Raw genomic sequence first — 20,235 nt, forward strand, 5'->3', positions numbered from 1 at the left:
GTTACCAGAATCAGGGCGAGCTTAGGAGTGATGTCATTAAGACATGGCAATAACGCGAAGCGGGCGTAGCCCGGCAGATGTCGTTACCCTCTCCCATCCGGACTTTAACCGTCGGCCCCGGAATTACACCGGATCTGCTGACCTTCCCGTTGCCGGGAAGCGCTCGCGGGCTTTCAGCTATTGCTGATTTACCGCCGGTGGGGAATTTCGCCCCGCCCTGAGAATAAGCAAAATTACTATAGCGCCAATCCACAGGCCGGGCAATCGACAAAACCGCAAATGCTTTTGCATTTCAGGCTGTATAGGGTGCTCATCAGCGGCAAAGAGAGTGCAAGCCGCGCGTCAGGAAAATGGCGGGGCGAGCAGGCAAGGAAGCCGGGTTTTACGCTTTTGCGATCGGACGCTCTCTGGCGCGCAGACAGGTTAATCATCACCGGGAGCGTTTTGCCCTTCCCGCCGTGTCGATTTCGGGTTTAACCTTTTCGTTTCAGGCATTACACTTAACCCTTATCAGGATCCAACCCCTGCTGTCACCAGCAACACGAAACCAGGAAATCATCATGATCGACACGAAAAAAATTGAACAACTTGCGCGTCAGGTGCACGAGGCGATGCCGAAAGGGATTCGTGAATTTGGCGACGATGTCGAAAAGAAAATCCGCCAGGTTCTGCAGGCGCAGCTGACGCGTATGGATTTGGTTAATCGTGAAGAGTTCGACGTACAGACGCAGGTGCTGCTGCGCACGCGTGAAAAGCTGGCCGCGCTGGAACAGCGCCTGGCGCAGCTGGAAAGCCATCAGCCTTCCGCGCCAGCCCCGGCAGTCGTTACGCCCGATCCGGCAGGTAAAATCGACACGCCGCAGTAAGCATGTTACGGCGGGCGCGACGCGCCCGCCCGCATCATTACTCGCCGCGAATGGTTTTGATGATGTTAGTTGTAGAGATGCCGTCCTCGAAGTTAAGCACGCGCACGTCGCCGCCGTTCGCCCACACCTCTTTGCTGCCTGCGATATCTTCAGGTTTGTAATCACCGCCTTTTACCAGCAGGTCGGGCAAAACGCCTGCGATCAGACGCTGCGGCGTATCTTCTTCAAACGCCACTACCCAGTCCACCGCTTCCAGCGCGCCGAGCACAATCATACGATTGACCAGCGGATTCACCGGACGGCTGTCGCCTTTCAGACGTTTCGTCGAGGCATCGCTGTTGACCGCCACGATCAGGCGATCGCCCAGCTTGCGCGCATTGGCCAGATAAGAGACGTGGCCCGCGTGCAGAATATCGAACACGCCGTTAGTCATCACCACTTTCTCGCCGCGCTTGCGCGCCTGCTCTACCGCGACTTTAAGCTGCGCTTCGTTCATGATGCCGAAGCCTTCGTCCGGACGCGCATGAATGGCGTTTTCCAGCTCGACCGGGCTGACCGTAGAGGTACCCAGCTTGCCGACCACGACGCCCGCCGCCGCGTTCGCCATAAAGCACGCCTCTTCAAGGGAATCGCCCGCCGCCAGCGTCGCAGCCAGCACGCCGATAACGGTATCGCCCGCGCCGGTTACGTCAAAGACTTCCTGCGCCTGCGTCGGCAGATGCAGCGGCGCTTTGCCAGGCTGCAGCAGCGTCATGCCGTTTTCAGAGCGCGTCACCAGCAGCGCAGAGAGTTCATAATCCGCCACCAGCTGCATACCACGGCTGACAATCTCTTCTTCGTTTTTGCATTTGCCGACCACCGCTTCAAACTCCGACAGGTTCGGCGTAAGCAGCGTCGCACCGCGATAGCGCTCGAAGTCGGTGCCTTTAGGATCGATCAGCACCGGCACATTTGCTTCGCGCGCCAGCCGGATCATGGTCTGCACGCTGGAGAGCGCACCTTTCGCATAGTCGGAGAGCACCAGCGCGCCAGCGGCCGCCAGCGACTGACGCAGCCGCTGATGGATAGGTTCCGGATCGACCTGCTCAAAACCCTCTTCGAAATCGAGACGGAGCAGCTGCTGATTGCGCGACAATACGCGCAGTTTGGTGATAGTGGGATGGGTTTTGACCGCAACGAAGTCACAGCGAACATTGACGTTTTTCAGCGTTTCGCTCAGCACGCGCGCCGCATCATCTTCGCCAGTTAAGCCGATCAGCTGCGAAGCGGCGCCCAGCGCTGCAATGTTCATCGCCACGTTTGCCGCGCCGCCGGGACGCTCTTCAATAGCGTCCACTTTCACCACCGGCACCGGCGCTTCAGGAGAGATACGGCTGGTTGGGCCATACCAGTAGCGATCCAACATCACATCGCCTACGACCAGCACCGAAGCACGGTCGAACGCGGGCAAAGTAACTTTCATTCCAGACACTCCAGACTGCAGTAAAAATAGTGCGCGGATGATAGCACAGATGCGATCCGCGCTATCAACAGGCGCTTAAGGTGTTAGCGACGACGCCAGCCAGCGCTGCCAGCTCGCCATTACGGTTTGCCGCTCGGCGGCGAAGGCTTCCGGCTCGACATGGGCGGGCAGCTCCTGCAACGCCAGATGATGCAGCGCGTCGCGCAGCGTGACATAGGCACGCGTCAGCGCCTGCGCTTCCTCTTCCGGCATTTTGTCATAGCGCGCCGCCAGCTCGAAGATACGCACATTGTCGGACCAGCGCGTCAGTTCGGGCTGTTCGGCAGCCCAGGCTAAGACCAGATATTGCGCGATGAATTCAATGTCGGTAATACCGCCCTGATCGGTTTTAATCTCCCAGCGTCCTTTATGCTTGTTGCTGAGGTGAGCGCGCATTTTCTCACGCATTTCCCGCACCTCTTTTTGCAGCGCCTCAGGCGCGCGCGGCAGGCAGAGAATAGCGCGGCGAATCGCATTAAAGCGTCCGGCCAGCGCGTCATCGCCAAATACCACGCGGGCGCGCACCAGCGCCTGATGCTCCCAGGTCCAGGCCTCATGACGTTGATAGTCGTCAAAGGCGTCAAAAGTGCTGACCAGCATGCCCGCGGCGCCGGAAGGCCGCAGCCGCGCGTCCACCTCGTAGAGAATGCCCGAGGCGGTGCGCGTGCTAAAGAGATGCATAATGCGCTGCGCCAGACGCAGATAGAACTGGCGGCCATCAATGCTGCGTTCCCCGTCCGTGACCGTCTCCGCCGGACAGTCATGGAGGAACACCAGATCGAGATCGGAGCTATAGCCCAGCTCCCAGCCGCCCAGCTTGCCGTAGCCCAGCACCGCGAAGCCGCGCTCGCTCTCGCTTTTCAGATGTCCCGGCCGCCCGTAGCGCTGCACCATCATCAGCCACGCCTGTTGCACCACCGATTCGATAATCGCTTCCGCCAGCCATGTTAAGTGATCGCTCACTTTCATCACCGGCAGCGTTCCTGCGATATCTGCCGCCGCAATGCGCAGCAGCTGCGCCTGTTTAAACTGGCGCACCGCCTCAAGCTGCTGCTCTTCATCATCAACGGGAATACGCATCAGATACTGGCGCAGTTCGTCGCGGTAGGCGTCGGTAGCGGTCGGCTGATAGAGCGTAGCGGGATCGAGCAGCTCATCCAGCAGCAGCGGATAGCGCGCCAGCTGGCTGGCGATCATCGGCGACGCCGCGCAAAGGCGGATCAGATGCCGCAGGGCGCCGTGATATTCGGTAAGGAGTTCAAGATAGGTGCTGCGCGTCAGCACGCCCAGCAGCAGCGGAACAAGGCGGCTGAAGGTTACTGCGGCGTCGTCGCGCGGGCACACTTCGCTCAACAGGCGCGGCATAAGCTGGTCGATCGCCAGCCGCCCGCGTGGACCGATAGTGCGACGGCTAATGTCCTGACGAAAATCCTCCAGTGCACGATGCAGCGAACGTCGCTGGTCATCGCCTAACTGCGGTACCAGCGGCGCCAGCTCCGCATCCTCCAGCGAATCCTGCCACATGCTGCTGAACTCCTGCAGCTCAGGCTGATCGCTGATTTCCGGAATATCTTCGCCGATCAGTTCGTCGAAGATAGCGCGCACCGCCGCCATATGGGTTTCAAGCTGCGCCGTCAGGGCGGGCCAGCTCTCTGCGCCCATCGCCCAGGCGAGCCGCGCGCGATCGAGCGAAGCGGTCGGCAGCGTCTGGGTCTGTTCGTCGGCAATGCTTTGCAGCAGGTTCTCCAGACGACGCAAAAAAAGATAAGCCTCGCGCAGCGTGGCGACCTGCTCTGCCGTCAGCAGCGCCAGCTCGCCAATGGCTGAGAGCGTCGGCAACAGGGAGCGCAGCTGTAGCGAGCGCTCACGTCCGCCACGTATCAGCTGAAACACCTGCACGATAAATTCCGTTTCGCGGATGCCGCCCGCGCCCAGCTTAATATTGTTGGTCAGACCGCGCCGCCGCACTTCCCGCGTGATCATGCTCTTCATATTGCGCAGCGACTGAATCACGCTGAAGTCGATATAGCGGCGATAGATAAACGGGCGCAGCATCTGCTGCAGCTCCTGGCTCCAGCGATCCTGATCGTCGCCCATCAGGCGCGCCTTAACCATCGCATAACGCTCCCAGTCGCGGCCCTGCTCCTGATAATAATCCTCCAGCGCGGCGAAGCTCAGCACCAGCGGGCCGCTGTCGCCAAAAGGGCGCAGCCGCATATCGACGCGGTAGACAAAGCCGTCCATGGTGGGCTGATCCAGTACCTTGATAAGCCGCTGTCCCATGCGCGTAAAAAACTGCGCATTATCCAGCTCACGTCGGCCGCCACGCGTCGCGCCGTTTTCCGGCCAGGCGAAGATGAGGTCGATATCGGAAGAGAAGTTAAGCTCGCCGCCGCCCAGCTTGCCCATGCCGAGGATAAGCATTGGCTGCGGCTCCCCCGCGCTGTTGCAGGGCGTGCCGAAATCCTGGCAGCACGCCTGATACACCCAGTCGCGCGCGCGGCCGATCAGCACTTCCGCCAGCACGCTAAGCTGTTTCAGGCTCTGTTCGGTGCTCGCGTCGTGCAGGCACTGCATCCAGGCGATGCGCACCAGCATGCGGCGGCGGAACAGTCGCAGCGCGCGCATCAGCGCTGCCTCGCTGTCGACCGCGGCGATGTCGTCATCCAGCCAGCGCGCGTAGTGCTGCCATTCATCCGGCTGCGGCGGTTGCTGCTGGAGCGCCAGCCACCACTCCGGCTGACGCTGCAGGTTTTCAGCAATGAAATCACTAAAGGCCAGCGCGGCGCGCTGCGCGTCGGTCAGGGCATCAGCGGCGAGGCCGAGGCGCTCAGCCATGCTGGCCGCCTGCGCCTGTAACTCTGCGGGTAACTGCGGCAACATCTTCTCTCCCTGATGGATTAGATCATCGTGGCGCGCTGCTGTTCAGCCAAAAGGCGGGCTGGCGAATCGCCTGAGCCGCCAGTGATTTCAGCCAGCGATCCTGATTTTGCGCAATAGACTGCTGCAGTTGCTGCCACGGCGACAGCCAGACGGCAACGGCTTCCGGCGCGTAGGCGCCCGCCAGCAAATGCACCGCCAGCAGCTGGCGCGTCAGACGCGTCGCTTTGTCGTGATATTCGTTCGCCTGCTGCACATCGCTGAAGGTCTCTTTCAGATCGGCCGCGATACGGCTCAGCATAATGTCACTGAAGCGTTTAAAGGAGCCGTCGAGCTTCGCCTGGTTCTTTGCATCGATCCAGGGCTGCCACTGCGACTCAACCAGCCAGTGAGTAAGCGCTAACTGGGTTTCGACGGAGAGCGCTGAAAAGCTCAACGCCTGCGCATCTTTTACCGGTTCGGCGAGGATCTCTTCCAGCGTGGTGAGTTTCTGGCGCAGCTCGCTGCTCGCCTTACGCGGCACCAGCGCGCCGAACAGAGAAAAGGCCTGACGCAGCGCTTCCAGCGCCTCGACGACGCTGTGCTGCGCCTCGGGATTACCGCGCAGCCAGACCTCTTCATGATACTGCCAGTGACTGAGGGCGCTGGACATGGCGGTGACCATCCCCTCTTCCACCGTCGCTTTCGGCGCGGCCTTTAACAGCGGGAACGGACGCAGCGGACGCGGCGGATTGCCCTGCGCCAGCTGATAGCCGCGCGCCGCCTTGCTCAGGCTCCCCAGACGCAGGCCGCCGTTTGCGATAAGCTGCCGGGCGAAGGTCATCATGTCGTTGCGCTGACCGCTTTTCAACTCCAGCTCGACCTCAAAGAGATCTTCGCTCAGCGTCTCTGTGGCGACGGCGCCGCGATCGAACGCCACTTCCACTTCGCTTTCGCCCACCTGAACCAGCCAGGTTTCACGCTGGAAATGGGTGCTGAAGAGCGGCTGCAGCCGCTGCTGCAGCGCGGCGATGTCGGTGCCCTGCGGCCAGACCTCGGCGGGCAGTCGCGCGATATCCAGTTTCGCTTCAGGCAGGTCGATATTATATTCCGCGCGCTGATGCAGGCCGCCGAGGGTTTTTCCGGCGGTTTTCAGCGTCATCTCGTGATGACCGTCAACGCCGCGAATACGCAGGCCCATATCCCAGCGACGCAGCTGGTTGTCATCCGTCTCAAAATAGACGTTGCTTAACGCGCGCGCGGCCTGATGCTGGTGGGGAAAACCGGCGAGGGTTTGCGCCAGCTTGCTGGCGGCGTCAGGTGTGGCAATGAACTTTAGCTCGATTTCGATGGTCATAATTTTTTATTCAATACGCTGCTGGCACTTACGAGGGTTATCTGGCGAAGATTAATGCACAGAAGGCGGGCTGTCTCTGCTTTCTTTGCGCTTTCGCTACCCTTTTCGCAGGGAAATGAGACCAGGATAGTTCTCATTCAGATTTATGCGAGGCGGTTCCAGACTGTGCCGGTAAATTTACAGACCCCCAAGCTAAAACGACATCGAATGAAAAAAATTGTAATCGCAGGCCTTACCTTGTTGGCTATTAGCACGCTCGCGCCAGCCCATGCAGACGAAAAACGCTACATCTCCGACGAATTATCCACCTGGGTTCGCAGCGGACCGGGCGACCAGTTTCGCCTGCTCGGCAAGCTGAACGCGGGCGAAGAAGTGCAGCTGGTGCAGACTAACAACGACACGAATTACGGCCAGATCCGCGACTCGGAAGGCCGTACCGTCTGGATCCCGCTTTCGCAGCTCAGCGCCGAACCCAGCCTGCGCACGCGCGTGCCGCAGCTGGAGCAGCAGGTAAAAGATCTTACCGCTAAGCTGGGCAACATCGATAACAGCTGGAACCAGCGCACCTCGGAAATGCAGAATAAAGTCGCCAACAGCGACAGCGTGATCAACGGGCTGAAAGAAGAAAACCAGAAGCTGAAAAACGAGCTGATCGTGGCGCAGAAAAAGGTCAGCGCCGCCAACGTTCAACTGGATGACAAACAGCGCACCATCATCATGCAGTGGTTTATGTATGGCGGCGGCGTGCTGGGCGTTGGTCTGCTGCTGGGGCTGGTGTTGCCGCATATGGTGCCGCGCCGCAAGAAAAAAGATCGCTGGATGAACTAAGCCTTCTCCCGCGCTTTCTCGTCATCAGCGACCGGGCCGGCGCGGGTGACAAGGCCCGCTGTAAGGCCACTATTTTAAGGGCATCCTTTGATGTCCTTTCTGTCATGCCTGCAATCTGGCCATTGTGTGCAACAATAGAGCAACAAGCGTGCTGAATGTTCAGCGGCGAATTTGCCCTGCGGCGCGCCTTATTTATTACCTCTGGAGTTGTTGAGTGAAGACCTATTTAGTAGGCGGCGCCGTTCGCGATGCGCTGTTAAAACTGCCGGTCAAGGACCGGGACTGGGTGGTAGTCGGCGCGACGCCTGAAGCGATGCTGGCGCAGGGTTTTCAGCAGGTCGGCCGTGATTTCCCGGTATTTCTCCATCCGAAAAGCCGCGAAGAATACGCGCTGGCGCGCACCGAACGGAAAAGCGGCAATGGCTATACGGGGTTTGTCACCTGGGCTGCGCCCGACGTGACGCTGGAGCAGGATCTGCAGCGCCGCGATCTGACTATCAACGCCATTGCGCAGACGGAGAGCGGCGAGCTGATCGATCCCTTTCATGGACAGCGCGATCTGCAGGCGCGCCTGCTGCGCCACGTTTCCGACGCCTTTAATGAAGATCCGCTGCGCGTACTGCGCGTGGCGCGCTTCGCCGCGCGTTTCGCGCATCTTAATTTCCGTATCGCCGAAGAGACGCAGGCGCTGATGCGTCAGATGGCGGAGAGCGGCGAGCTGGGCCATCTCACCGCCGAGCGCGTCTGGAAAGAGACGGAGAAAGCGCTGACCTCGCGCAATCCGCAGGTCTATTTTCAGGTGCTGCGCGACTGCGGCGCGCTTGAAGTGCTGTTCCCGGAGCTCGACAGGCTGTTCGGCATTCCCGCGCCGGCGAAGTGGCATCCGGAGATCGACACTGGCGTGCATACGTTGATGACGCTGACGCTGGCGGCGTCGCTGTCGGATGAGGTCGATGTGCGTTTCGCTACGCTGTTCCACGACGTCGGCAAAGCGCTGACGCCGCCAGAGAAGTGGCCGAGCCATCACGGGCACGGCGCGGCAGGCGTGCCGCTGGTTGAGGCGCTCTGTCAGCGTCTGCGCGTGCCGAACGCTATTCGCGATCTGGCGCTGATTGTCACGGAATACCACGACGTCGTGCATACCATTGAACGTCAGTCCGCCGAGGCCTTAGTGGCGCTGTTCGATCGTATCGACGCCTGGCGCAAACCCCATCGGGTAGAGCAAATAGCGCTGACCAGCGAAGCGGACGCGCGCGGCCGCGCCGGACTCGAGAGCATGGCCTATCCGCAGGGCGATTATCTGCGTCAGGCGTTCGCGCTGGCGCAATCGGTGCCGACCAAAGCGGTCATCGAGGCGGGTTTCAAAGGCGCTAAGGTAAGAGAAGAGCTGACGCGACGCCGTATTGCCGCCGTGGCGCAAGGAATTGCAGAGATGCGGCCAGCCTGATGGCTGGCCGCGCAGGCATTACATAAAGATAGCGTAGACGGCTGCCGCTACGATAAAGCGGTAGATGGCGAAAGAGACGAACGAAATGCGTTTAATCAGCTCAAGGAAAGCCTTAATCGCAATCAGCGCCACGATAAACGCGGTCACAAAACCGACGGCGAACATCGGAAAATCGCTCATCGTCAGGAAGCCGATGCTTTTATAGAGATCGAGGCCGGTAGCACCCATCATCATCGGCACAGCGAGAATAAAAGAGAACTCTGACGCTGCGTAACGACTAACGCCCATCAGCATGCCGCCGGAAATGGTGGCGCCGGAGCGAGAGAAGCCCGGCCAGAGCGCAAGGCACTGGAAGCAGCCGATCATAAAGGCCTGGCGATAGGTAATATCGTCAATCCCCACCGCTTTTGGCTGTTTCGGCTTCAGGTATTCCGCCGCCAGCAGCAGCAGGCCGCCGACCACCAGCGCGTAGGTGACGTTAATCGGGTTGAACAGCGTTTTGATCTGGTCGTGCAGCACCAGCCCGATGACGACCGCCGGAACCATTCCCAGCAGGATATGGATCAGCGTCAGATGCCCGCGGCCCACGCCTTCATGCTTTACTTCGCCAAAATGAATACCGATTAATCCAAAGAGACGACGCCAGAACATCACCACCACGGCGAGTATGGATCCAAGCTGGATCACCACTTCGAAGGTTTCTGCTTTATCGCCCTCAAAGCCCAGCAGGTGGCCGACAATAATCATGTGCCCCGTGGAAGAGACAGGCAGGAATTCCGTTAGCCCCTCCACGACGCCCAGGATTGCAGCTACCCAAAGCTGATGAATATCTGCCATCAAATTTTCCTTATGTCCGTTTCAAACCCATTAAAAAGGCGGTCGCGATTTTGCTTCCGCCTGAAATTCTGCCATCGCCAGCCTGAGGGAAACCTTAAGGCTTTCGGTGCCCTTTGCGTTTCACAACGCACCGGCACAGCGTATGGCAGACAATAATTTGGTTTGGTTTCACTGTGATGGCAATCACAACGTATTCATTTAGGAATAGTCCCGCGCTCGATGCGCACGCCGACCTGATTTGCCTGCGCAACCGCGCCCGGTTTGGCAACCCTGATACGCACGCCTGGCGTACCGAAACGCGTCATCAGCAGATCCGCGATTTCCTCCGCTACGCGCTCTACCAGCGCGAAGCGCGTACCGCTGAGGTGCGTCAGGATCGCCTCAGAGACGTCGGCATAGCTTAAACAGTGGTTCACATCGTCGCTGCGCGCCGCCTGGCGGTTGTCCCACGCCATTTCGACATCGAGCACCAGCTTCTGCTGAATGCCCTGTTCCCAGTCGTAAACGCCAATGGTGGTGAACACCGTGAGTTGTTCGATAAAAACGATATCCATGATGACAGTCTCTGTTTTTGGCTAAGCCGGATACCACTTCCGGCGTATAATGCGTATTATCCACGGTTAACGAAGACAAAACGACCCTAAAGGAAACGGTACGGTAATATGAGTGCTATCGCGCCTGGTATGATTTTTTTCGCGTATCTTTGCGGTTCGATTTCGAGCGCCATTCTGGTCTGCAAAATCGCCGGACTGCCCGATCCGCGCACTCAGGGTTCAGGTAATCCTGGCGCGACCAACGTATTGCGCATCGGCGGCAAAGCCGCAGCGGCCTGCGTTTTGGTTTTCGATATCCTCAAAGGCATGGTGCCGGTCTGGCTGGCGTATCTGCTGCATCTCGCCCCGCTTTATCTTGGCCTTACCGCTATTGCGGCCTGTCTTGGCCATATCTATCCGGTGTTTTTCCGCTTTCGCGGCGGCAAAGGCGTCGCGACCGCGCTGGGCGCCATCGCGCCGATCGGCTGGGATTTGACCGGGCTGATGACCGGCACCTGGCTGCTGACGGTGCTGCTGAGCGGCTACTCGTCGCTAGGCGCGATTGTCAGCGCGCTGATTGCGCCCTTCTACGTCTGGTGGTTTAAGCCGCAGTTCACCTTTCCGGTGTCGATGCTGTCATGCCTGATTTTGCTGCGTCATCACGACAATATTCAGCGTTTATGGCGCGGTCAGGAGAGTAAAATCTGGAAGCGCAAAAAAGCGCGCAAAGAGGAATAACAGAGCCGAGGCTGTCGGCTCTGTCAGGGATTAGAAAACCCCATTTTTACATCAGATAGCGGGCAGCTCCGCCAGCGGCCAGCGAGGCCGTACGCTGACTCCCAGCCCGCCACGCGTGCCGCCTTTCAGCCGTACCATGCCCGCATAGGCGATCATCGCGCCGTTGTCGGTGCAGAATTCCGGACGCGCATAGAAAACTTCGCCGCCGCGCGCCTGCATCATCTGCGCCATACGATCGCGCAGCGTGCGGTTGGCACTGACGCCCCCCGCGATCACCAGCCGCTTAAAGCCGGTTTGCTCCAGCGCGCGTTTGCACTTGATCATCAGGGTATCGACCACCGCATCCTCGAACGCGCGCGCGATGTCGGCATGGGTTTGCGCGTCGTCCGCATTTTCGCGAATGGTGTTGGCGGCAAAGGTCTTCAGACCGGAGAAGCTGAAGTCCAGCCCGGGACGATCGGTCATCGGACGCGGAAAGGTAAAGCGTCCCGCAACGCCCTGCTGCGCCATTTTCGACAGCATCGGGCCGCCGGGATAGTCCAGCCCCAGCAGCTTGGCGGTTTTATCAAAAGCTTCGCCTGCGGCGTCGTCGATGGACTCGCCCAGCAGCGCATATTCGCCGATGCCGGTTACGCTAATCAGCTGGGTATGGCCGCCGGACACCAGCAGCGCCACGAACGGAAACTGCGGCGGGTTCTCTTCCAGCATCGGCGCCAGCAGATGGCCTTCCATATGATGTACTGGCACCGCAGGCACCTTCCATGCAAAGGCCAGCGCGCGTCCGATGGTGGCGCCGACCAGCAGCGCGCCCACCAGACCCGGCCCCGCCGTATAGGCGACGGCGTCGATCTGCTGCGGCTGCAGGTTCGCCTGTTTCAGCGCCGCCTGAATCAGCGGCACGGTTTTGCGCACGTGATCGCGCGACGCCAGTTCCGGCACCACGCCGCCATAATCGGCGTGCAGTTTCACTTGGCTGTAAAGCTGATTGGCGAGCAGACCCGCTTCGTCATCATAGATTGCGATGCCGGTTTCATCGCAGGATGTTTCAATACCCAGAATTCGCATAGCGCTTACCTCTTACTTGCGGCGCGCAGTGTAGCATAGCAACGCCTTCGTTCGTCGACGCTTTCGCTGTAAAAAGTGATTCCGTGGCGCGCAAAGAGTGCGCTATACTCCGCACCCTTGAAAAAAACCGGCAGCCGCATCGGCAAACGCTCCTGTTGGTTCTTAATTGTCCATGGTGCTTTACAAACCGACTCGCGTTGGAGTAAAATGCTGCACCATTTTGAAAAGTGCTGGCGCCGCAGTCAGCAGCAAAAACCGAATTTTATCGAGGTGAGAGTTACATGCCGGTAATTAAAGTACGTGAAAACGAGCCATTCGACGTAGCACTGCGTCGCTTCAAGCGTTCCTGCGAGAAAGCAGGCGTTCTGGCTGAAGTTCGTCGTCGTGAGTTCTATGAAAAACCGACCACAGAACGTAAGCGCGCTAAAGCGTCAGCAGTTAAGCGTCACGCCAAAAAACTGGCTCGCGAAAACGCACGCCGCACTCGTCTGTACTAAGTTCTTCCGGAGGTTCGCCTCCACCGCGTGTTAAACGCAGACAGAGTCACGTAAGAGGCCGTGCTTTCCGAAAGGAAGCGCGGCTTGTTGCCGTTTATGAGCTGAAAATCTGGGGCTTATGGCTGGAAGAATCCCACGCGTTTTTATCAATGATCTGCTTGCCCGCACGGATATCGTGGATCTGATCGATGCCCGCGTTAAGCTGAAAAAGCAGGGTAAGAACTTCCACGCGTGTTGTCCTTTCCACAATGAGAAAACCCCCTCTTTCACCGTAAACGGCGAGAAGCAGTTTTATCACTGCTTTGGCTGCGGCGCGCACGGCAACGCCATCGACTTTTTGATGAATTACGATCGACTGGAATTTGTCGAGAGCATCGAAGAGCTGGCGACGCAGCACGGTCTGGAAGTGCCCTATGAAGCGGGCAGCGGACCGAGCCAGATGGAACGCCATCAGCGCCAGAGCCTGTATCAGCTGATGGAGAACCTCAACGGTTTTTATCAGCAAAGCCTGACGCAGTCTCACGCCCGAGCGGCGCGCGACTATCTCAGCAACCGCGGCTTAAGCGCCGAGGTCATCGAGCATTTCGCCATCGGCTTCGCGCCGGCGGGCTGGGATAACGTGTTAAAACGTTTCGGCAGCAATAAGGACGATCGCGAATCCCTGATGGAAGCCGGCATGCTGGTCTCCAACGACAAGGGCCGCACCTACGACCGCTTCCGCGAGCGCGTCATGTTTCCCATCCGCGATAAGCGCGGACGCGTGATTGGCTTCGGCGGCCGCGTGTTGGGCAACGATACGCCGAAGTACCTGAACTCGCCGGAAACGCCCATTTTTCACAAGGGTCGTCAGCTTTACGGCCTGTATGAAGCGCAAAAGAATCATCCGCAGCCTGCTCGCCTGCTTGTAGTAGAAGGCTATATGGATGTGGTGGCGCTGGCGCAGTTCGGCATTGATTATGCAGTAGCGTCGCTGGGTACCTCCACGACGGCGGAGCATATCCAGCTGCTGTTCCGCAGCACCGATACCGTGATCTGCTGTTACGACGGCGATCGCGCGGGTCGGGAAGCCGCGTGGCGCGCGCTGGAAACCGCATTGCCTTACATGAATGACGGACGTCAGCTACGCTTTATGTTTTTGCCTGACGGCGAAGATCCGGACACGCTGGTACGTAAAGAGGGTAAAGACGCGTTTGAAGCGCGTATGGAGCAGGCAATGCCACTCTCCTCTTTTCTGTTCGACTCGCTGTTGCCACAGGTGGACCTGAGCACACGCGACGGTAAAACGCGCCTGAGTACGCTGGCGCTGCCGTTGATCAGCCAGATTCCAGGCGAGACCTTGCGCATCTATATGCGTCAGGAACTGGGTAATAAACTCGGCATTCTTGACGATAACCAGTTAGAGAAGCTGATGCCGAAGCTGGCACCCGGCGGCGCGGCGCCGACGGCACCGCCGCTGAAGCGCACCACAATGCGCGTGCTGGTAGCGCTGCTGGTGCAAAATCCACAGCTGGCGACGCTGGTGCCGACGCTTGACGGGCTTGACCAGGTAAAAATGGCGGGTTTGCCGCTGTTTGCTGAATTAGTCAGCCGTTGCAACGAGAATCCTGGATTGACTACCGGACAGCTACTAGAGTTATATCGCGGAACAAATTTTAGTCAGACGCTTGAAACCTTAGCCACATGGAACCACATGATAGTGGATGAGGAAGTTGAAGCGGTGTTCCATGACTCGCTGGCGAGCATTTACGACGCCGCGCTAGAGCAGCGTCTGGAAGAGCTGATCGCCCGCGATCGTACTCAGGGTTTAAGCGCGGAAGAACGCCGCGAATTCTGGACGTTAAGCCAGGCGCTGGCGAAAAAGTAGAATTTACAGTGGGTCAGACTGTTGCGCGTAGTCAAAGGCGCATGTCTGACCCATTCGTTTCTGGGGCGCAGCGCCGCAAGCCGAGGCTTAGTGACGCGATAAGCCAAGCCGGAGACGTAAACCTGTAAGGGCTGAACGGGCGAATATGCCAGGTCCGAGCAGCGCGCAATAATTGCAGGACCGTTGGCGGCGAAGTCATTTCTATCACCGCCAGCGCGCAGCACCCGGAGCGTACGGAAATACGTGAGGAGTGCGAGCACTGCCGGGGGTGAAAAGGGCGAACACGCCAGGCCCGGAACATATTCAAAGCGGCTTAAGTGCCGATATACAATGGGCAAAAGCCCTGGCCGCGACGAAGGCAGCGGCAATAACACAACGCCTTCACTGTTATAGTTGGCTCGCTGCCGACCGACACCAATCTAATTAACAGAAGTGTGGATACCGTCTTATGGAGCAAAACCCGCAGTCACAGCTTAAGCTGCTTGTCACCCGTGGTAAGGAGCAAGGCTATCTGACCTATGCTGAGGTCAATGACCATCTGCCGGAAGATATCGTCGACTCCGATCAGATCGAAGACATCATCCAGATGATTAACGATATGGGTATTCAGGTGGTGGAAGAAGCCCCTGACGCCGACGATCTGATGCTGAACGAAAACAGCGCCGATACTGACGAAGATGCCGCGGAAGCCGCCGCTCAGGTGTTATCCAGCGTAGAATCTGAAATTGGCCGCACCACCGACCCTGTGCGCATGTATATGCGTGAAATGGGTACCGTTGAGCTGCTGACGCGCGAAGGCGAAATCGACATCGCCAAGCGCATCGAAGACGGTATCAACCAGGTACAATGTTCGGTTGCGGAATACCCGGAAGCCATTACCTATCTGCTGGAGCAGTACGACAAAGTCGAAGCGGGCGAGTCTCGCCTCTCCGACCTGATCACCGGCTTCGTAGATCCAAACGCTGAAGAAGATCTGGCGCCTACCGCCACCCACGTCGGCTCAGAGCTGTCTGAAGAAGACCGCGACGACGACGAAGAAGAAGACGAAGAGAGCGAAGACGACAATTCCGATGACGATAACTCTATCGATCCGGAACTGGCGCGCGAGAAATTCGTCGAGCTGCGCACGCAGTATGAAACGACCCGCACCGTCATCAAGAGCAAAGGTCGCAGCCATGCTGACGCAGTAAAAGAGATTCAGAACCTTTCTGACGTCTTTAAGCAGTTCCGCCTGGTGCCGAAGCAGTTCGACTACCTGGTCAACAACATGCGCGAGATGATGGAGCGCGTGCGTACGCAAGAGCGCATCATCATGAAGCTGTGCGTTGAACTGTGCAAAATGCCGAAGAAAAACTTCATCACGCTGTTCACCGGCAACGAGACCAGCGAGAGCTGGTTCAAAGCCGCGCTGGCCATGAATAAACCCTGGTCAGAGAAGCTGAAAGAAGTGGAAGAAGATGTGATGCGCTGCCTGCAGAAACTGCATCAGATCGAAGAAGAGACTGGCCTGACCATCGAGCAGGTTAAAGATATCAACCGTCGTATGTCTATCGGCGAAGCGAAAGCGCGTCGTGCGAAGAAAGAGATGGTAGAGGCGAACCTGCGTCTGGTGATTTCAATTGCGAAAAAATACACCAACCGCGGTCTGCAGTTCCTCGACCTGATTCAGGAAGGCAACATCGGCCTGATGAAAGCGGTTGATAAGTTTGAATACCGTCGTGGTTATAAGTTCTCTACCTATGCCACCTGGTGGATCCGTCAGGCAATTACCCGCTCTATCGCCGACCAGGCGCGTACCATCCGTATTCCGGTGCATATGATTGAGACCATCAACAAGCTCAACCGTATTTCGCGCCAGATGCTGCAGGAGATGGGCCGCGAGCCGACGCCGGAAGAGCTGGCCGAGCGTATGCTGATGCCGGAAGACAAGATCCGCAAAGTGTTGAAGATCGCCAAAGAGCCGATTTCTATGGAGACGCCGATTGGCGACGACGAAGATTCGCATCTGGGCGACTTTATCGAAGACACCACGCTGGAGCTGCCGCTTGACTCTGCTACCTCTGAGAGCCTGCGTTCAGCCACCCACGACGTGCTGGCGGGCCTGACCGCGCGTGAAGCCAAAGTGCTGCGTATGCGTTTCGGCATCGATATGAACACCGACCATACGCTGGAAGAGGTGGGCAAACAGTTCGACGTAACGCGTGAGCGTATTCGTCAGATTGAAGCGAAAGCGCTGCGTAAGCTGCGCCACCCGAGCCGTTCAGAAGTGCTGCGTAGCTTCCTGGACGACTAATCGCTAATTGTTCTATCGTTAAAAACCCCGGCTCGCCGGGGTTTTTTATTGCCTTTAAAACGGCGTCAGCCCCTTGTCACGCATTACCGCTTTCGCCCGATCGCTTTGCAGATAGTGCACAAAGTCGCCCGCCGCCTGCGGCTGTTTGCTGGAGGCAGTTACAACCGCCCCGTAAAGGGTATCCTGCTGCACCGCAGGTGGAATAAGGCCCACAATGGTAATGCCCTTCACCGCTTTCAACTCGCTGTTCTGCTGAAAACCGATCGGCGCTTTGCCCTCCGCGACAGCTTCACCAACCGGCGTCGCAGGGATCACCCTCACCTTTTTCGCCGTCTGCTCGCCAAGGTTTAGCTTTTTCAGCATTTCGCTGCGGATATACCGCCCGCTGGCGCTGTCTGAGACAGCGATGGTTGAGGCTTCGGTCAGCACCTGTTTGAACTTCGCGACGCTGCTGATATCGGGCGCCGGCCTGCCCTGCTTCACCGCCATCGCAATCCAGGAGTGCGCCAGCACCTGATGCGTGTCGCTTTTCACCTGCTGCGCCAGCGGTTTGATGGCGTAATCAACCATAACCAGCACGTCGGCGTCGTCGTGCCGCTTCAGGCGATTCGGGATCGCCTGCGGCGTGTCGCCCATTGATGGCGCGGCCTCCAGCGTCAGCTGATTACCGCTGCGCTTTTCATAATCGGCCTTCAGGCTCTCCACGACGGGGTACATCCCGCCGGAACAGAACACGCGCAGGGTTTCGCTCCAGCCCGGCGCGGCAAACAGCAGCGCCATCAGCATAATCAGGTACTTTTTCATTCCACTCCCCTTTTATAAGCCACTACCTGGTTTAGCCAGGATGGTGCCGGGGAACAATTGCCAGTCAGCGGTAAGCCGAGCCTGCTCACGTTTTATTAGAGGCTTTTATGTAACGCATCATGAAGTTGCCGGTATGCCTCGACGATCTCATCCAGTGAGGCGCGGTTAAGCCCGCTGGGATTTGGCAGCACCCAGACCTGAGTCTTGCCCATGAAGATGCCCTGTAAGCCCCACTCCACCTTGCGCTGGTTAAAGGCGCGCCTGAAAGCGTCTTTGCCCAGGATAGCCAGCACGCGCGGCTGGTAGTTAAGCACCTTATCGGTCAGACGCGCGCCGCCGTCGCGCAGCTCTTCAGCAGCCAGCTGATTCGCCTGCACGGTGGGACGCTCGACCAGCATGGTGATGCCGCAGCCGGTCTCCAGCAGTCGCTGCTCTTCTTCGGGCTTAAGCTGCTGGCGAGTAAAGCCAGCAAGAAAGATCACCTTCCAGAACCGGTTGCCGGGATGGGCGAAGTGATAGCCGGTATGCGCCGTGGAGTGGCCTGGGTTGATGCCGCAGAACAGCACGTCGAGACCGGGCGCGATAATATCAGTTATGTTGTGCTCGCTCATACTGCACGCTCCAGCCCGGTGCGACGTTTCAGCGCCTGCCGGCTGCGCGCCAGCATTGTTGCGGAGAGCGCCTTATCAGGACAGGCGCGCGCCAGCGCCAGCGCGCCGACCATTTCTGCCAGCAGGCTGCTGGCCAGTGCCTCAGCGTCGCGCAGCCCAAGCTCGGCGAGCAGTTCACTCAGCCGCTGCAGCATAGACGCTACGCCCTGGGTAAAGATGGCTTTCGCCTCGTCCGGCAGATGGCCCACTTCGCTGACCAGCGCGGGCATGGGACAGCCTTCCGCGGGCGAGTCGCGATGCGTTTCTGACAGGTAGTAGTCGATAAGCGTGTTCAGCCGTTCAGCCGGATCGGACTGTTGCCACAACGGCTGCATGCGCTGCGTTGAGTCAGTGAACATCTCGGCGATTACCGCCTGCACCAGCGCCTCGCGCGAGTCGAAGTGCGCATAGAAGCCGCCGTGCGTCAGCCCGACACGCTTCATCAGGGACGCTACGCCGATGCTTTTAGTACCGCATTCCCGCATTACCCGCGCCGCTTCATCCAGAATACGCTGCCGCGTCCGTGCTTTATGGCTTAGTTTATCCATCACTCTTTTCCTGCTGATACGTTCTGCCATTCATAGTAATTATTATGACCATCATATGCTACCTTGACGGAACATATGATGGTCGTCATATTAACAACAAATATGACAACCATCATACGCAAGGGGCTTACTATGTCAGCATCAAAAGGTTTTGCTTTAATCACCGGCGCATCAAGCGGTATCGGCGCTACCTATGCAAGACGTCTGGCGGCGCGCGATTATGACCTGATACTGGTGGCGCGCGACCAGGCGAGGCTGGAGACGCTGGCGCAAACGCTGCGACAGCAGCATAAGACTGAGGTGCGTATTTTGCGCGCCGATCTGACCAAGGCGGAGGATCTGCAACGCGTCGAGCAGGAGCTGCAAAGCAACACGGCGATTACGCTGCTGGCCAATAACGCTGGCATGAGCGTAGACGGCGAGTTTATTGATGCCGACATCGAGCGTATTCACACCATGCTCATGCTGAACGTTATCGCTCCAACCCGTCTGGCGCATGCGGCGGCCAATGCGTTTCGCGCGCGCGGACGCGGCGTGATTATTAACGTCGCCTCGGTGCTCTCGCTGATGCATGAGATGTTCAACGGCGCCTATAACGGCAGCAAATCTTTTGTTCTGACGCTGACCCGCTCTATGCAGCGCGAACTGGAGAACAGCGGCGTGCAGGTGCAGGCGGTATTGCCTGGCGCAACGCGTACCGAGATCTTTGACCGCTCCGGCAAGTCAATTGATGAACTCCCGCCGCAGATGATTATGGAAGTTGAGGATATGGTAGATGCCGCGCTGGCGGGCCTGGAGGCGGGCGAAGCGGTGACCATTCCGGCGCTGGAAGAGATTGCGCTTTGGCAGGATTACGATCGGGCGCGCGGCGCGATGGTACCCTTTTTATCGCTGAGCCAGCCAGCGTCGCGCTACCGCAGTTGAGGATGGCAGTTTGCCGGTGCGGTTGTGGGTAACAGCGGCTTTGATTGCCTGGCTCGCATGCGGGGCTGAATAAAACGGGCCGCATGTTCGGGAAATGTTTAGTTTTATCAAGCACTCATGCGCTGGAGAATTTTTCAGCATCTGGCGGATGAGTGCTGGATCGCTCTAAACAGATACATTATAATCCCCGCTCCGCTGGCCCCTTAGCTCAGTGGTTAGAGCAGGCGACTCATAATCGCTTGGTCGCTGGTTCAAACCCAGCAGGGGCCACCAAATTATCAATGACTTACATCAGAAGCTACAGTTAAGCTGGTTTTCCAGGATACTTATAGGATACTGGTCAGAAGTAAATCAAAGTAGCAATCCTCCCACCCCATCTTTAGCCAATCTCGTCACTCTAAGCTGTTTCAGCTCTAAAGCTACGTAATGATCAGGTCACCTGTGGCATAAAGCTGCTCAGCAGTGCAACGTCCGCTTTGAGTGAAGAGCGGACATTGGCAATTGCACTGCAACTGATGAATGGATTACTAACGTACCAATGTATGTGTGAATCGCCACGGGTTTAACAGACACCTCAGAGTCATTTAAGATGGCTTAAAGAGAGGTGCCCATGAGCGGTAAGCG

Annotated in this window: 17 protein-coding genes, 1 tRNA gene and 1 riboswitch; of the genes, 9 read left to right on the plus strand and 9 right to left on the minus strand. The window is 58.2% G+C overall.

From position 1 onward, the window contains the following. Positions 1-81 precede the first annotated feature (81 nt). A riboswitch (FMN riboswitch) is annotated at positions 82-229 on the minus strand. Between the two features lie 331 nt (positions 230-560). Next, on the plus strand, positions 561-866 hold the full coding sequence (ubiK, locus tag EKL29_RS17550; protein ID WP_033752486.1) for a ubiquinone biosynthesis accessory factor UbiK: 306 nt from the start codon (positions 561-563) through the stop codon (positions 864-866). A 37-nt stretch (positions 867-903) separates the two neighbouring features. Here the strand turns inward: ubiK and hldE are convergent, their stop codons facing one another. From hldE to EKL29_RS17565, 3 genes are all read right to left on the minus strand, one after another. Then, positions 904-2,328: a bifunctional D-glycero-beta-D-manno-heptose-7-phosphate kinase/D-glycero-beta-D-manno-heptose 1-phosphate adenylyltransferase HldE gene (gene hldE, locus EKL29_RS17555; RefSeq protein WP_120454799.1), complete on the minus strand. Its 1,425-nt coding sequence runs from the start codon at positions 2,326-2,328 to the stop codon at positions 904-906. Between the two features lie 75 nt (positions 2,329-2,403). After that, positions 2,404-5,250 carry a bifunctional [glutamate--ammonia ligase]-adenylyl-L-tyrosine phosphorylase/[glutamate--ammonia-ligase] adenylyltransferase gene (glnE, locus tag EKL29_RS17560; protein ID WP_126690328.1) on the minus strand — a complete coding sequence of 949 codons (2,847 nt, stop codon included), beginning with the start codon at positions 5,248-5,250 and terminating at the stop codon, positions 2,404-2,406. Between the two features lie 22 nt (positions 5,251-5,272). Next, a complete protein-coding gene (locus tag EKL29_RS17565; RefSeq protein WP_126690329.1) occupies positions 5,273-6,583 on the minus strand; it encodes an inorganic triphosphatase in 1,311 nt (436 codons plus the stop codon). A 207-nt stretch (positions 6,584-6,790) separates the two neighbouring features. On the opposite strand from EKL29_RS17565, the gene EKL29_RS17570 reads away from it, so the two are divergent. Both EKL29_RS17570 and EKL29_RS17575 read left to right on the plus strand, forming a co-directional pair. Further along, positions 6,791-7,411 (plus strand): TIGR04211 family SH3 domain-containing protein, encoded by a 621-nt coding sequence (locus tag EKL29_RS17570; RefSeq protein ID WP_120454804.1) that lies wholly within the window; start codon positions 6,791-6,793, stop codon positions 7,409-7,411. Positions 7,412-7,625: 214 nt separating this feature from the next. Further along, positions 7,626-8,858, plus strand: coding sequence for a multifunctional CCA addition/repair protein (locus EKL29_RS17575; protein WP_120454806.1), 1,233 nt, complete (start codon positions 7,626-7,628; stop codon positions 8,856-8,858). An 18-nt stretch (positions 8,859-8,876) separates the two neighbouring features. Here the strand turns inward: EKL29_RS17575 and bacA are convergent, their stop codons facing one another. Together bacA and folB are read right to left on the minus strand one after the other, a co-directional pair. Then, positions 8,877-9,695, minus strand: a complete 819-nt coding sequence (gene bacA, locus EKL29_RS17580; protein ID WP_126690330.1) for an undecaprenyl-diphosphate phosphatase — start codon at positions 9,693-9,695, stop codon at positions 8,877-8,879. 194 nt (positions 9,696-9,889) lie between these two features. Next, positions 9,890-10,249 (minus strand): bifunctional dihydroneopterin aldolase/7,8-dihydroneopterin epimerase, encoded by a 360-nt coding sequence (folB, locus tag EKL29_RS17585; protein WP_120454810.1) that lies wholly within the window; start codon positions 10,247-10,249, stop codon positions 9,890-9,892. Positions 10,250-10,357: 108 nt separating this feature from the next. Between folB and plsY the strand changes: the two genes are divergently transcribed. Further along, positions 10,358-10,966 carry a glycerol-3-phosphate 1-O-acyltransferase PlsY gene (gene plsY / locus EKL29_RS17590; protein WP_120454812.1) on the plus strand — a complete coding sequence of 203 codons (609 nt, stop codon included), beginning with the start codon at positions 10,358-10,360 and terminating at the stop codon, positions 10,964-10,966. 51 nt (positions 10,967-11,017) lie between these two features. On the opposite strand, the gene tsaD is transcribed toward plsY, so the two are convergent. Further along, positions 11,018-12,031: a tRNA (adenosine(37)-N6)-threonylcarbamoyltransferase complex transferase subunit TsaD gene (tsaD, locus tag EKL29_RS17595; RefSeq protein WP_120454814.1), complete on the minus strand. Its 1,014-nt coding sequence runs from the start codon at positions 12,029-12,031 to the stop codon at positions 11,018-11,020. A 281-nt stretch (positions 12,032-12,312) separates the two neighbouring features. Here tsaD and rpsU point away from each other — a divergent pair, with 281 nt between their 5' ends. The 3 genes from rpsU to rpoD all read left to right on the plus strand — a co-directional run bounded on the left by rpsU (position 12,313) and on the right by rpoD (position 16,685). Further along, positions 12,313-12,528 (plus strand): 30S ribosomal protein S21, encoded by a 216-nt coding sequence (rpsU, locus tag EKL29_RS17600; RefSeq protein ID WP_001144069.1) that lies wholly within the window; start codon positions 12,313-12,315, stop codon positions 12,526-12,528. Positions 12,529-12,646: 118 nt separating this feature from the next. Beyond that, positions 12,647-14,392 carry a DNA primase gene (gene dnaG, locus EKL29_RS17605; protein ID WP_120454816.1) on the plus strand — a complete coding sequence of 582 codons (1,746 nt, stop codon included), beginning with the start codon at positions 12,647-12,649 and terminating at the stop codon, positions 14,390-14,392. 448 nt (positions 14,393-14,840) lie between these two features. Next, complete coding sequence (gene rpoD / locus EKL29_RS17610; RefSeq protein WP_120454818.1) at positions 14,841-16,685, plus strand: RNA polymerase sigma factor RpoD; 1,845 nt, start codon at positions 14,841-14,843, stop codon at positions 16,683-16,685. A gap of 54 nt (positions 16,686-16,739) precedes the next feature. On the opposite strand, the gene EKL29_RS17615 is transcribed toward rpoD, so the two are convergent. The 3 genes from EKL29_RS17615 to EKL29_RS17625 form a co-directional block, all read right to left on the minus strand. Then, positions 16,740-17,489, minus strand: a complete 750-nt coding sequence (locus EKL29_RS17615) for a substrate-binding domain-containing protein (RefSeq protein WP_120454820.1) — start codon at positions 17,487-17,489, stop codon at positions 16,740-16,742. 95 nt (positions 17,490-17,584) lie between these two features. Next, positions 17,585-18,100: a G/U mismatch-specific DNA glycosylase gene (gene mug / locus EKL29_RS17620; RefSeq protein WP_120454822.1), complete on the minus strand. Its 516-nt coding sequence runs from the start codon at positions 18,098-18,100 to the stop codon at positions 17,585-17,587. Then, positions 18,097-18,687 carry a TetR/AcrR family transcriptional regulator gene (locus tag EKL29_RS17625; RefSeq protein ID WP_126690331.1) on the minus strand — a complete coding sequence of 197 codons (591 nt, stop codon included), beginning with the start codon at positions 18,685-18,687 and terminating at the stop codon, positions 18,097-18,099. Before EKL29_RS17625 ends, mug begins: the two co-directional genes overlap by 4 nt. A 132-nt stretch (positions 18,688-18,819) precedes the next feature. Between EKL29_RS17625 and EKL29_RS17630 the strand changes: the two genes are divergently transcribed. Together EKL29_RS17630 and EKL29_RS17635 are read left to right on the plus strand one after the other, a co-directional pair. Next, positions 18,820-19,611: an SDR family oxidoreductase gene (locus EKL29_RS17630; protein ID WP_126690332.1), complete on the plus strand. Its 792-nt coding sequence runs from the start codon at positions 18,820-18,822 to the stop codon at positions 19,609-19,611. Positions 19,612-19,808: 197 nt separating this feature from the next. After that, positions 19,809-19,884: transfer RNA gene (locus EKL29_RS17635), tRNA-Ile, on the plus strand. Positions 19,885-20,235 lie beyond the last annotated feature (351 nt).

Origin of the sequence: Pantoea sp. YU22 (genome assembly GCF_003970755.1) — a bacterium.
Lineage (GTDB): Bacteria > Pseudomonadota > Gammaproteobacteria > Enterobacterales > Enterobacteriaceae > Pantoea > Pantoea piersonii.